The sequence below is a fragment of the Burkholderia vietnamiensis LMG 10929 genome, from assembly GCF_000959445.1.
In the GTDB taxonomy this organism is placed as follows: Bacteria; Pseudomonadota; Gammaproteobacteria; order Burkholderiales; family Burkholderiaceae; genus Burkholderia; species Burkholderia vietnamiensis.
In genome coordinates, this window is the sequence record NZ_CP009630.1 from 681,599 (window position 1) to 694,043 (window position 12,445).

Annotated in this window: 11 protein-coding genes; 9 read left to right on the forward strand and 2 right to left on the reverse strand. The window is 70.2% G+C overall.

Features of this window, described 5'->3' with window-relative positions; genetic code table 11:
- The first annotated feature begins 22 nt into the window (after positions 1 to 22).
- Positions 23 to 742, forward strand: a complete 720-nt coding sequence (locus AK36_RS03325) for an autoinducer binding domain-containing protein (RefSeq protein ID WP_045577853.1) — start codon at positions 23 to 25, stop codon at positions 740 to 742.
- A gap of 57 nt (positions 743 to 799) precedes the next feature.
- On the opposite strand, the gene AK36_RS03330 is transcribed toward AK36_RS03325, so the two are convergent.
- Positions 800 to 1,507, reverse strand: a complete 708-nt coding sequence (locus tag AK36_RS03330) for an MgtC/SapB family protein (protein WP_011882531.1) — start codon at positions 1,505 to 1,507, stop codon at positions 800 to 802.
- 328 nt (positions 1,508 to 1,835) lie between these two features.
- Positions 1,836 to 2,036 (reverse strand): hypothetical protein, encoded by a 201-nt coding sequence (locus tag AK36_RS03335; RefSeq protein WP_045577854.1) that lies wholly within the window; start codon positions 2,034 to 2,036, stop codon positions 1,836 to 1,838.
- 3 nt (positions 2,037 to 2,039) lie between these two features.
- Here AK36_RS03335 and AK36_RS03340 point away from each other — a divergent pair, with 3 nt between their 5' ends.
- The 8 genes from AK36_RS03340 (at position 2,040) to AK36_RS03375 (ending at position 12,389) form a co-directional block, all read left to right on the forward strand.
- Complete coding sequence (locus tag AK36_RS03340; protein ID WP_011882530.1) at positions 2,040 to 3,188, forward strand: metallophosphoesterase; 1,149 nt, start codon at positions 2,040 to 2,042, stop codon at positions 3,186 to 3,188.
- 261 nt (positions 3,189 to 3,449) lie between these two features.
- Complete coding sequence (locus tag AK36_RS03345) at positions 3,450 to 4,049, forward strand: alpha-ketoglutarate-dependent dioxygenase AlkB family protein (RefSeq protein ID WP_045577855.1); 600 nt, start codon at positions 3,450 to 3,452, stop codon at positions 4,047 to 4,049.
- Positions 4,050 to 4,381: 332 nt separating this feature from the next.
- Entirely contained in the window at positions 4,382 to 4,588 is a 207-nt protein-coding gene (locus AK36_RS03350; protein ID WP_043292475.1) for a hypothetical protein, read from the forward strand.
- Positions 4,589 to 5,200: 612 nt separating this feature from the next.
- Complete coding sequence (gspI, locus tag AK36_RS03355; RefSeq protein ID WP_063710896.1) at positions 5,201 to 5,611, forward strand: type II secretion system minor pseudopilin GspI; 411 nt, start codon at positions 5,201 to 5,203, stop codon at positions 5,609 to 5,611.
- Positions 5,595 to 6,257: a PulJ/GspJ family protein gene (locus AK36_RS03360; RefSeq protein WP_034195246.1), complete on the forward strand. Its 663-nt coding sequence runs from the start codon at positions 5,595 to 5,597 to the stop codon at positions 6,255 to 6,257. Before gspI ends, AK36_RS03360 begins: the two co-directional genes overlap by 17 nt.
- A gap of 137 nt (positions 6,258 to 6,394) precedes the next feature.
- Positions 6,395 to 9,937, forward strand: a complete 3,543-nt coding sequence (locus AK36_RS03365; protein ID WP_224383334.1) for a tetratricopeptide repeat protein — start codon at positions 6,395 to 6,397, stop codon at positions 9,935 to 9,937.
- Positions 9,934 to 12,156, forward strand: a complete 2,223-nt coding sequence (locus AK36_RS03370; RefSeq protein WP_045578406.1) for a tetratricopeptide repeat protein — start codon at positions 9,934 to 9,936, stop codon at positions 12,154 to 12,156. The genes AK36_RS03365 and AK36_RS03370 overlap by 4 nt, the downstream gene beginning before the upstream one ends.
- 32 nt (positions 12,157 to 12,188) lie before the next feature.
- On the forward strand, positions 12,189 to 12,389 hold the full coding sequence (locus AK36_RS03375; RefSeq protein ID WP_014725296.1) for a hypothetical protein: 201 nt from the start codon (positions 12,189 to 12,191) through the stop codon (positions 12,387 to 12,389).
- Positions 12,390 to 12,445: the final 56 nt, after the last annotated feature.

Here is a 12,445-nt window from a genome sequence, read left to right on the forward strand (position 1 = left end):
GCGTGACGTTGTCGGAGAAAGAATGGAACTGCGCTGGCAGGATGCCTACCAACAATTCAGCGCCGCGGAAGACGAGCAGCAGCTCTTCCAGCGGATCGCCGCCTATTCTAAACGGCTCGGCTTCGAATATTGCTGTTACGGCATTCGCGTGCCGCTGCCCGTATCGAAGCCGGCGGTCGCGATCTTCGATACCTATCCGGACGGCTGGATGGCGCACTATCAGGCGCGCAACTACATCGAAATCGACTCGACGGTGCGCGAAGGCGCATTGAGCACCAACATGATCGTGTGGCCGGACGTCGACCGGATCGACCCGTGTCCGTTGTGGGAGGACGCGCGCGACTTCGGGCTGGCCGTGGGCGTCGCGCAGTCGAGCTGGGCCGCGCGCGGAGCGTTCGGGCTGCTGAGTATCTCGCGTCACGCGGACCGCCTCACGCCCGCCGAGATCAACATGCTGACGCTGCAGACCAACTGGCTCGCGAACCTGTCGCACTCGCTGATGAGCCGCTTCATGCTGCCGAAGCTGTCGCCTGCGGCGGGCGTCACGCTGACCGCGCGCGAGCGCGAAGTGCCGTGCTGGACGGCCGAAGGCAAGACCGCGTGCGAAATCGGCCAGATCCTCAGCATCTCGGAGCGCACGGTGAACTTCCACGTGAACAACATCCTCGAGAAGCTCGCGGCGACCAACAAGGTTCAGGCGGTGGTCAAGGCGATCGCTGCCGGCCTCATCGACACGCCCTGACGCGGCACCGCAGCCGCCTGCATGCCCGCATGCACGCGCGCATCGGGCGGCCGCCGCTCACTCCATCATCGGCTCCGCCTCCTTCGCGGTCCAGCTCACGCTTGAAATGCTCTTCTCCATACTGATCCGGCTCGCGATCTGTTCGAGTTTCTGCTGATCTTTCGGATGCAGCTTCAGCGTCGCGGTGACCTTCAGCCGGTCCGGCTGCTCGGGCACGTCCTCGCTCGTCAGGCTCTGGAACGACAGCGGCTTCGCGTACATCGCGTTCGACAGCAGCGTGCGGATGTGCACTTCGTCGGCGGCCAGGCAGATCACGGTGATCCGGTATTCGCGCACCAGATCGGCATTCGACACCGGCGTTGCGTTGATCGCCTGACTGACGCCGCGCAGCACCGTGTTGGCGAGCAGCACCACGCCCGTGCCGGCCAGCGCGGGTACGAAGTGGCCGGCGCCGGCGAGTACGCCGACGGCGGCCGAGCACCACAGCGTCGCGGCCGTGTTGATGCCCTGGATCGAGCCCTTGTCGCGCATGATCACGCCGCCGCCGAGAAAGCCGACGCCGGACACGACGTACGCGGCGATCTGCGTGACGCCGGCCACGCCGTTGCCGGTCAGCACGCCGAGCGTCACGAACAGGCAGGCGCCGCTCGCCACCAGCGTGATCGTGCGCAGGCCGGCCGTGCGTTGGCGCATCTGGCGTTCGAGGCCGATCGCGACGCCGCAGGCGAACGCGGTGAAAAGACGGAGTGCGAAATCGAGCGTCATGTTGGTCCTGCCGTGTAAAGCGCGCTTGCCGGCCCGCATCGCGGCGGCGCTGGGCGAGCGCGATGCGATGGCCGTCATCGCGCGGTACTGTACCGCGCGAATGCGTCATTCAGTGTGAAACGGGAAGCGTGCGGACTCGCGGAACGCGAGTCGCGGCAGGATTGCTGCGTGGGACAGGCGTTCAGGCGGCGAGCGGCGCACGCAGCGAAGGGCTGCAACTGTCCACGATGGTTCCTGAAGGAGGGATGGGCGGCATTCTAGTGGGCGGCTCGCGCGTACGTCAATCGCGTCGGCAGCGTCGGCGGACGGCCGCCGCATGCGGTAATGCTCATTGCGCCGCGTCGATCGTCTCCGTCATGAGCGCGGCCGCCGCCGCCCGCTCAGGTACGCCCGACGCGCGTCCCGTCGTGCCGCCCGGTATCTGTGTACCATCGGACATAGGGCGCGCGACGCCGGACACAACGTGAGCCGACGTCATGTTCACGTCCGGCGCGCGGCGCGCAATCGATATCGCGATCAGGATGAGCATTCCATGCGAAGTTTCTTTGTCCGATTCATTGCAATCGGCGTGCTGTTGCATCTGTATGTCGGGATGCGGATCATCCCCGACGCGTTCACGTCGCCGCTCGCGCGAACCGTAGCGGCGCTCGTGCTCGCGAGCTTCGTCGTGCTGATTCCGGTCGGCATGTTCTCGCGCCGCTTCGACGAGGGCTGGGCCGCCACGTTGTTCGGCTGGACCGGCGCGCTCGCGATGGGCTTCTTCTCGTCGCTGCTGGTGCTGACCTTGCTGCGCGAACTGGTGCTGCTCGGCGTGGTCGCCTGGCGGCAATTCGTGCATCCCGGCGCGTGGAGCGATGCGGCGTCCGCTACGGCGCTCGCAGTGTTGGCAGCCGCGGTACTGGTCAGCGCGATCGGTTTCGTGGGCGCGCGGCGCACCGCGGCGGTCAAGCGCGTGTCGATTCCCGTCGACGAGTTGCCGGCTGCGCTCGACGGGCTGACGATCGTGCAACTGTCGGACATTCACGTCGGGCCGACCATCAAGCGGCCGTTCATCGAGCGGATCGTGCGCGTGGTCAACGCGCTCGATGCGGATCTGGTCGTCGTGACCGGCGACGTGGTCGACGGCTCGGTCGAGCGGCTGCGCGAGCATACGGCGCCGCTCGGCAGCATGCGCTCGCGGCACGGCAGCTTTCTCGTCACCGGCAATCACGAGTACTACGCCGGCGCGCATGCTTGGATCGACGAGTTCCGGCGGATCGGCCTGACGGTGCTGCTCAACGAGCACGTGCTGATCGAGCGCGACGGCGCACGCGCGGTGCTCGCGGGCGTCACCGATTTCACGGCGGGCGGCTTCGATCCCGCGCATCGCAGCGATCCCGAACAGGCGCTCGCGGGCGCGCCGCCCGACGTCGCCACCAGGATCCTGCTCGCGCACCAGCCGCGCAGCGCGCAAGCGGCGAGCCGCGCCGGTTTCACCGTGCAGTTGTCCGGCCATACGCACGGCGGCCAGTTTCTGCCGTGGCCGCCGTTCGTGCGCCTGCAGCAGCCCGTGATCGGCGGGCTGAACCGGATCGGCGCGATGTGGCTCTACACCAGCCGCGGCACCGGCTACTGGGGCCCGCCGAATCGCTTCGGCGTGCCGTCCGAGATCACGTTGATCCGTCTGACGCGCGGGAGCTAGAGCGCGTCGAGCGTTACGGGCGATGTCGTCCGGATCGACGCGTGGGATGTGCGCGAGCATACGTGCCGGTTCGGCATGCCTGGCGCCAACGACGCAGCTCGTGCGGATCGGGATGTTCGGCAGGGCTCACCGGTCTGCATGGCGACGCGGCCGCACGCTTGACATGGGCACCGCGACGATCGCGCATGGCGGCGCGAGGCGGCGTTGGCTACCATGCATGGATGATTCGCTCCCGTCCTTCGCTCTTTGTCTGATCCCGCCATGTCGACGCCCGATCTTTTCGCCGATACGCCGGCTCCCGAGGTGGACTGGTATCCGGACTGGCTCGCCCCGGCCGATGCCGACCGCCTGCTGGCCGCGCTGATCGACGAGGTCGCGTGGCGACAGGACACGATCCGCACGCCGCGCGGCCGCATTCCGCTGCCGCGGCTGACCGCGTGGCAGGGCGAGCGCGACGCCGTCTACGTTTATTCGGGGATCCGCAACGTGCCGGCGCCGTGGACGCCGGCCGTGCTCGAGCTGAAGCGCGCGGTCGAGGAGACCAGCCGCGCGCCCTTCAACAGCGTGCTGCTCAATCGTTACCGCAACGGCCAGGACAGCCTCGGCTGGCATGCGGACAACGAGCGCGAGCTGGGCGACGCGCCTGTCATCGCGTCGGTGAGTCTCGGCGCGATGCGCGTGTTCGACCTGCGTCATCGCGCGAGCGGCGTCACACATGCGTACCGGCTCACGCACGGTAGCCTGCTGGTGATGCGCGGGCGCACGCAGGCCGAATGGCTGCACCGCGTGCCGAAGGCGCCGGCCGTGCAGGGCGAGCGCGTCAATCTCACGTTCCGGTTCGTGACGCCGACCGCGCAGTAGCAGCCGGAGGCTCGTGCCGGAGTGCGGTCGCTGCGTTCGGGCACATCTGGCGCGCCCCGATTACGTATGTCGCCATTGGCTGGTCGTCGATGTGGCACGTTGACGCACGGCGCGCTGGCGCGCCGCGGAGGGCGGCCCGCGAGGCCCGTGCCGCTTGACTTGCGAACAGTTTCGATCGACTGGCCGGTTCCGATAGGCAAGTGTAAGCCCTGATGGTGCGTCGCAACATTCTTTGACTAGACTGGCGAATGGCAGGATCGCGTCGGCACTCGGCGCAATTTTTCGACATGCCCGGCGGCGCCGATGCGACGCGCAGGGCAGGAGCACAATCCGTGATCGTACTGGACTCATCCCTCGAACCCTCGCTGCACGTCTTCGAACAAGACGGCGGATGGCAATGGGCGCTGACGGTGAAGCGGACGTCCGGCGTGGGCGTGAAAGTCGTCGCGTTCAGCACCGAGGGCTACCACCGCGAAGCCGACGCGTATGCCGCCGGCGAGCGGGCGCGCGCCGAGTATGACGACGCCGTGACGACGTGAGCCGCTGACGCTGCCGCATCGGGCGGTATGCGGGCAGGCGTCCGTTCGTCGTCTCCTTTCTTTCTGCCTTTCCGATTTTCTTAGCTCTCTACCCCGCGTCGCGCCAGACACCGGCGTGACCTCGGGCCGCGCGCCAATCGAGCCAAATAATCCGCACGCTTCGATACACCGCTGCAATACGCGGTGCTCGTCGCCGATTTCCTCCATTCGCTGCCACGCATTGCGTCACGCGCACGCGTGCCTCAGGCCGCCCGCGGTCCGACCGAAACGATCCGGACCCTTCGAATTTCCTCAGTTCCTCGCGACGCATCGCGTCATGCAACGACGTGGTGCCGGGGCATGCGTCGCCCGAAATGATTCGTAGCTTTCGCCACGGATCTGCCATACGTGCCGCTTTCCCCACTTTGCTGCGCTCCCCGTCACGCATTCGCGTCACTTACCGGCGTGATCCTGGCGCGTGCGCCGCCCAAAATGATCCGTACCTTTCGACACGTCCGTGCCATACGCTCCGCTTAACGTGCACGGGTGGCGTCCGCCATGGCGACGCTGCGCGACGCGTCGCGTGCCCGGCGCACGCCGCGCGGCGGCGACTCACCGACTCGAACGCAGCTCATGTGCGATGACAGAACCGACACTTTCCGCGCTGCTCGGGCATCGCGACGGGGCTTCACATTGATCGAGGTGCTGATCGCGCTGGCGATCGTCGCGGTGGCGCTCGGCGCCGTGATGCGCGCGATCGGCGCGCTCGCCGCGGATACCGACACGACCCGCATGCGGCTGCTCGCGCTCTGGAGCGCAGACAACGCGCTCGGCGAACTGCGCATCGCGTCGAGCTGGCCGGACGCCGGCACGCAGACGTTCGCGTGCCCGCAAGGCCGTTACCGGTTCGTCTGCCGACAGTCCGTCGCCACGCTGCCGAGCCCGCTCGTGCGGCGCGTGACGGTCAGCGTTTATCCGTCGGCATCGAGCGGCACCGTGCTCGCCGAAGTCGTGACGGTGATCCAGAATGAAGCACGGCGCTGATCGGCCCGCGCGCCTCCATGCGCGCGGCTTCACGCTGATCGAGATGCTGGTCGCGATCGCGCTGCTCGCGGTGATCGCTCTGCTGTCGTGGCGCGGCCTCGATGCGACGATTCGCGGCCGCGACGACATCGCGTCGAATCTGGCGCAAACGCGTCTGCTCGGCCGCTACTTCTCCCAGCTGCAGTTCGACCTGATGAACCTCGTGACGGCCGACGAGGTGTTCGGGCCGCCGCTGCGCATCCGGCCGAACGAGCTCGTGATGGTGCGCCGTCTCGGCGTCGGCAGCGGGCCGACGCACGTGCAGGTCGTGCGCTACCGGCTGAACGGGCGCGCACTCGTGCGCAGCGCGTCGCAGCCGCTCGCCACGCTCGCCGAGGTGGACGCGGCGCTGCGGCACATGGACGATTTCGCGCAGGTCGTCGTCAGCAGCGATGCACGCGCGATGCAGCTCGCGGTGTGGATCGCCCCCGGCGGCTGGACGACCAGCCAGGCCGCGATCGAGCAAGCCTACGCGCAGTTTCTCGCGCAGCACGGCATCAGCAATTCGACGTCGCTCGGGATGCCGCTGCCGCGCGGTGTGCGCTTCGCCGTGACGATCGGCGCGCCGCCGGTCGAATACGTGAGGACGATCGCGATCGGTCAGTGACGGCGGCGGCAACGCCCTGCGGCGCCGGCACGGCCGCGGTCGGCCGCAGCCGACCGAGCGCTGCGTGACCCGGCAAAAATGGTCCGTAACTTTCGTCATACGGCTGTTATCGGGCGTCCGTTAGTCTCGTGCCGAACATGACCGCCGCGACCGGCCGCTTCGGCCCGTCGCCGGCATCGGCAAACGGGAAGGGGGCGAACGTGACGGTCGAGCACCGGCATGATCCACACGCGGGCGCGCCGGCGAACGGTGCGTCCGGGCAATGGCAAGCGGCGGCGCTCCTCGGCCGCGCGCAGCAATGGCACGGCGCCGGGCGCTTCGACGACGCGGCACGCGACTATCTTGCCGTGCTCGCGAACGAACCCGATCATCCGCAGGCGCTGCACCTGTACGGCGTGCTGCAGTTCCAGCGCGGTGCGGCCGATCAGGCCGAAGCGCTGCTGCGCCGCTCGATCGCGCTCGACGCGAGCGCACGCGCGTTGTCGGATCTCGGCGCGCTGGTAGGCGAGGAGGGACGCGTCGACGAGGCGCTCGACCATTTCGCGGCGGCGCTGCGGGCATCGCCCGACGACGTGCAGACGCTCGTGCGCCGCGGCAACACGCTGCTCGGGCTGCGGCGCTACGACGACGCGCTTGCGTCGTTCGATCGCGCGCTGGCGCTGTCGCCGCTCGTGCTCGATGCGCTGTGCAATCGCGGCGGTGCGCTGCGGGCGCTCGGCCGCTTCGACGAAGCGCTCGACACCTACGAGCGCGCGCTGATGGTCGACCCGCAATCGTGCGAATCGTGGTTCAACCGCGGGCTCGTGCTGCGCGAGCTGCAGCGATCCGTTGACGCGCTGCACTGCTTCGAGCGCGCGCACGCGCTGCGGCCGGGCGTGGCCGCGATCGAGGCCGAGCGCGGCCGCGCACTGGCCGATCTTGGCCGCGACAACGAAGCGCTCGCCGCGTTCAACGATGCGATCGCGGCCGACCCGGCGCGGCTCGACGTGCTGCGCGACAGCGCGGCCGTGCTCGAACGGCTCGGTCGCGCGGACGAAGCGCTTGCCCGCTGGGAGCGCGTGCTGGCGTCCGATCCGGATCAGGTGCATGCGCTGGCGGGTGGCGGCAATGCGTTGCCGCCACTGCGCCGCGACGTCGATGCGCTCGACGGCCGCGCGAGGTCCTCGAACCTGGAACGAGCGCCACGCGCGAGCGCGCCGGCCGCGCCGCGATCGGCCGATGGCAGTCAGCACGATGGCAGCGCGTCGGTTGGTCATCAGCCAGATGCCAGGCGAGCCGATGCCGGCCGGTCCAATGGCAACCGGTCCGATGCGAGCTCGCCCGACGACAGCGCGCCCATTGGTAACCAGCCCGATGCCAGGCGAGCCGATGCCGGCCCGTCCAGTGGCAGCCGGCCCGGTGCGAGCCAGCCCGATGACAGCGCGCCCATTGGTAACCCGCCCGATGCGAGCCGAGCCGATGCCGGCCCGTCCAATGCCAGGCAACCCAATCCCAGCGCCCCCGAAGCGCTCGCCCCCGACCAACTACTCGCCCGCGCACGCGCCGCGCACCGCGACGGCGCGCTGCAGCAGGCCGAGCACGCGTACGCCGCGCTGCTCGCAGCCGATCCCGACCATCCGGAAGCGCTGCACCTGCTCGGCGTGTTGCGTTTCCAGCAGGGACGGCTCGACGATGCCGAGCCGCTGATGCGGCGCTCGATCGAGCGCCAGCCGGCGCCGCTAGCGCTCGCGAACTACTCGGCGGTACTCGCTGGGCTCGGCCGCACACACGACGCACTCGCACGGCTCGACGATGCGCTCGCGATCAATCCGACGCACGCGCGCGCACTGTTCCAGCGCGCGGGCCTGCTCGCGGAACTCGGCCGGCACGACGAAGGCCGCATAGCCTACGACCGGCTGCTCGCACTGACCCCGGGCTTCGCCGACGGCTACGTGAAGCGAAGCGACACGCAGCGCGCGCTCGGCCACCACGCTGCGGCGCTGGCCGACTGCGATCGCGCAATCGCGCTCGCGGGCCGCACGTTCGACGCGATGCGCGCGCGCGGTCTCGCGCTGCGCGAACTCGGCCGCTATCGCGACGCGGCCGACAGCTACGACCATGCGCTCGCGCTGGCGCCCGGCAGTGCCGACGTGCTGTTCCTGCGCGGCGTCGTTCATCTCGATCTGCACGATCCCGAGCGCGCGCTCTCGGATTTCAACGCGGCGATCGCGACGAAGCCGACCTTCGTCGATGCGCTCGTCAACAGCGCAATCGCGCTCGAGCAGCTTGGCCGCCACGACGAAGCGCTGCTGCGCTGCGACCGCGCGCTTGCGCTCGAGCCGCGCCACGCGTGCGCGCTCGCCACCCGCGGCAACGCGGCGAGCCAACTCGGACGTCACACGGACGCAATCGATAGCTATGCGCGCGCGCTCGACGCCGATCCGCTCAGCACCGTCGTGCTGTGCAACTTCGCCGATGCGCTGATGCGCGTCGATCGCCACGCCGACGCGCACGCGCTGTGCGAGCGCGCGCTCGAGCTCGACCCGCAGTGCGCGCCGGCGTGGTTCACGCGCGCACGCGTGCGGCTCGAAACGCATCGTTACGACGATGCGCTCGACGATCTCTCACGCGCGATCGCGCTCGCGCCGCTCGACAAGCTCGCGCACTTCCATCGCGGCCACGCGTTGCGCGCGCTGCGCCGGCACGACGACGCGCTGCACGCCTACGCGCGCGTGCTCGACATCGATCCGGACGATGCCGCCGCACACTGCACGCGCGCCTTCCTGTGCCTGTCGACCGGCGATTTCGAAACCGGCTGGGCCGAGTACGAATGGCGCTGGCGCGACAGTCAGCTCGACGCCAGCCGGCGCGATTTCGCGCAACCGCGCTGGACGCGCGGCATGCCGCTCGACGGTCGCACGATCCTGCTGTATCCGGAACAGGGGCTCGGCGACACACTGCAGTTCTGCCGCTACGTGCCGCTGGTGAAGGCGCTCGGCGCGCGCGTGGTACTGGAGGCGCCGGTCGAGCTGACGACGCTGTTCGCCACGCTCGACGGCGTCGACGTGCTGGTCGCGCGCGGCGAGCCGCTGCCGCCGTTCGACCTGCATTGCCCGCTGCTGAGTCTGCCGCTCGAATTCCGCACGAATCTCGCGTCGATTCCCGCGGGCGCGCCGTACCTGCGCGCCGATCCCGAGCGGGTCGAACGGTGGCGTGCGCGCCTCGGCGACAGCGGTCGTGCACGCATCGGCCTCGTATGGACCGGCAACCCGCTGCATCTGAACGATCGCAACCGTTCGATGACGCTGGCCGAGCTGCTGCCGCTGCTCGACGATCGCTACGACTGGATCAGCGTGCAGAAAGTGATTCGCGACGACGACCGCGCGGTGCTCGACGCGAGCGCGATCCGTTTCGTGGGCGACGACCTGACCGATTTCGCCGAGACGGCCGCGCTGATCGGCGCGCTCGATGCGGTGATCAGCGTCGATACGTCGGTTGCGCACCTGGCCGGCGCGCTGGGCTGCCCGCTCGCCGTGCTGCTGCCGCACACGCCCGATTTCCGCTGGCTGCTCGATCGCGACGACAGCCCGTGGTATCCGCGCGCGACGCTGTTCCGGCAACCGGCCGGCGGCCAGTGGGTGCCGGTGGTCGAGCGCGTGCGCGCCGCGCTGCCGGCGCTGCTTGCGCGCGCGACGCGATGAGCACCGTGCCCGCGCCGCCGCTGCGGGCGGCCGTCGACGACGCGCTGCGACACGCGCGCGCGAAGCTCGCGCGGCACGATTTCGCCGGCGCGGCGCGGCTCTACGAAGGTGTGCTCGCGATGCTGCCCGATCACGTCGAGGCGTTGCACCTGCTCGGCGTCGTGCATCTGGAACGCGGCGACCCGTCGCGCGCGGAGCCGCAGATCGCGCGCTCGATGCGCTTCGGGCTCGATCAGCCGTGGAATTTCACCAACCATGCGGTGGCGCTGACCGGAATCGGCCGCCATCGCGACGCGCTCGACGCGGCCGCGCAGGCGCTCGCGCGCGATCCCGGCCATGCGCGCGCGCATGCGGTGCGCGGCGACGCGCTGCTTGCGCTCGGCCGGCATGCGGAAGCGCTCGGCGCATACGACCTCGCGCTGCTGCGCGAGCCGGGGCGCGTCGCGACCAGGGTGCGGCGCGGCGAGGCGCTGCGCGTGCTGGGCCGTCCCGCCGACGCGCTGATCAGCATCGAACGCGCGCTGCAGATCGACGCGCACGACGCGGACGCGCTCGCGCAACGCGGCCATGCACTGCGCGCGCTGGGGCGCGGCGACGAGGCCGTGCATTGCTTCCGGCTCGCGATGGTGGTGCGCGGCAAGACCGCCGAACTCGTCTACGCATGCGGCCATGCGCTGATCGAACTGGGCCGCCCGGCCGACGCGCTCGCATGCATCGACGAAGTGCTGACGCGCATGCCCGACGACGCCCAGTTGCTGTTCGTCAGCTGCGTCGCGCTCGATCTGCTGCATCTGCACGACGAATTGCTGAAGCGCGCCGACCGTCTGCTCGCGCTCGACCGCGACAGCGTCGGCGCGTGGCTCGGCCGCGGCAACGCGTTGCTCGGACTGCGCCGTCACGACGAAGCGGTGCGTGCCTACGACGAAGCGCTGGCGCGCGCGCCGGGCGACTTCGACGCGCTGCGCAATCGGGCGGGCGCGCTGCGCACGCTGGGCGCCTGTGAAGACGCGCTTGCCGATTACGATCGCGCGCTCGCCGCGCGCGGTCCGCATGCCGAAGTGCTGTGCAATCGCGCGATCGCGCAGCAGTTGCTCGGCCGTTACGACGATGCGCTCGCGAGCTACGCGGCCGCCGCCGCCGCGCCCGGCAGCACCGCGCAGGAGCTCTGCACGCGCGCGGTCGCGCGCCAGCAGCTCGGCGACTACGCGGGGGCGCTCGCCGATTTCGCGCTGGCCTGCCGGCACGACCCGAATCACGGCATCGCCCGCCGTTCCGACGCATTCTGCCGTCTGCTGACCGGCGACTTCGCGACCGGCTGGCGGCTGCACGAGGCGCGCTGGGACGCCGCCGACGTGACGTTGCACCGGCGTCATGCGGGCCGCCCGCAGTGGACCGGCGACGCACCGCTCGCGGGCCGCACGCTGCTGCTGCACGCGGAGCAGGGCTTCGGCGACACGCTGCAGTTCTGCCGCTACGCGAGCCTCGCGCACGATCTCGGGGCCACCGTCGTGATCGATGCGCCGGCTGCGCTGGCCGAGTTGCTCGGCACGCTGCGCGGCGTGAGCCGCGTCGTCGCCGCTGGGCAGCCCGCGCCGGCGTTCGACCTGCATTGCCCGATGATGAGCCTGCCGTTCGCGTTCCGTACGACGCTCGACACGGTGCCGGCCGACGTGCCGTATCTGCATGCCGACCCGCGGCGGCGCGCGGCCTGGCGCGCGCGGCTGGACGCGGCCGCGCCGTCGCGGCGCCTGCGCGTCGGGCTCGCGTGGTCGGGCAATCCGCATCACGCGAACGACGAGAACCGGTCGATGACGTTGGCGGCGCTGGCGCCGCTCATGGCGCTCGACGCGACCTTCGTCAGCCTGCAGGTCGACGTGCGCGCGCGCGACGCCGCCGCGTTCGCGGCCGGCGGCGTGCTGTCGTTCGCGAACGCGTTGACCGATTTCGCGGAAACGGCCGCACTCGTCGACGCGCTGGATCTCGTGATCGCCGTCGACACGTCGGTCGTGCATCTGGCCGGCGCGCTCGGCCGGCCGGTGTGGGTGCTGCTGCCGCGCGTGCCCGACTGGCGCTGGCTGCTCGAGCGCGACGACAGCCCGTGGTATCCGCACGCGACGCTGTTCCGCCAGCGCCTGCCGGGCGACTGGCCGGCGGTGGTCGAGCGCGTGGCCGATGCGCTCGCCGCGCGTGTGCGCGCCCACGCGGCCGGCCGACTGTGACAAAAGCTACGGACCATTCGCGCGCGGCCGGAATGGTCCGTAACACCCGCCATGTCGCTGCCATCGGGCCTTCGTATGTTCTCGGGATTCCCGCGGCCGGGTTCCGGCCGACGCGCAACGACCAGGCGCGGCAACGGATCGGCGTCGTGGGCGGCGCGATCGTCGCCGAGCGCCATTTCATAGGATTCGGGGTGACGAATGGCAGCACGCGCACGTACGGCACGACAATCTGACGCGACGGGGTCGCGCTCGACCCTCAACTCGGAACTGCGGCCGCTGGTGCGCGCCG

Coding starts and splice junctions, on each gene's coding strand:
- gspI (WP_063710896.1), top strand. CDS start 5,201: ATGTGCGATGACAGAACCGACACTTTCCGCGCTGCTCGGGCATCGCGA.
- AK36_RS03370 (WP_045578406.1), top strand. CDS start 9,934: ATGAGCACCGTGCCCGCGCCGCCGCTGCGGGCGGCCGTCGACGACGCG.
- AK36_RS03335 (WP_045577854.1), bottom strand. CDS start 2,036: ATGCTCATCCTGATCGCGATATCGATTGCGCGCCGCGCGCCGGACGTG.
- AK36_RS03330 (WP_011882531.1), bottom strand. CDS start 1,507: ATGACGCTCGATTTCGCACTCCGTCTTTTCACCGCGTTCGCCTGCGGC.
- AK36_RS03365 (WP_224383334.1), top strand. CDS start 6,395: ATGACCGCCGCGACCGGCCGCTTCGGCCCGTCGCCGGCATCGGCAAAC.
- AK36_RS03345 (WP_045577855.1), top strand. CDS start 3,450: ATGTCGACGCCCGATCTTTTCGCCGATACGCCGGCTCCCGAGGTGGAC.
- AK36_RS03340 (WP_011882530.1), top strand. CDS start 2,040: ATGCGAAGTTTCTTTGTCCGATTCATTGCAATCGGCGTGCTGTTGCAT.
- AK36_RS03325 (WP_045577853.1), top strand. CDS start 23: ATGGAACTGCGCTGGCAGGATGCCTACCAACAATTCAGCGCCGCGGAA.
- AK36_RS03375 (WP_014725296.1), top strand. CDS start 12,189: ATGGTCCGTAACACCCGCCATGTCGCTGCCATCGGGCCTTCGTATGTT.
- AK36_RS03360 (WP_034195246.1), top strand. CDS start 5,595: ATGAAGCACGGCGCTGATCGGCCCGCGCGCCTCCATGCGCGCGGCTTC.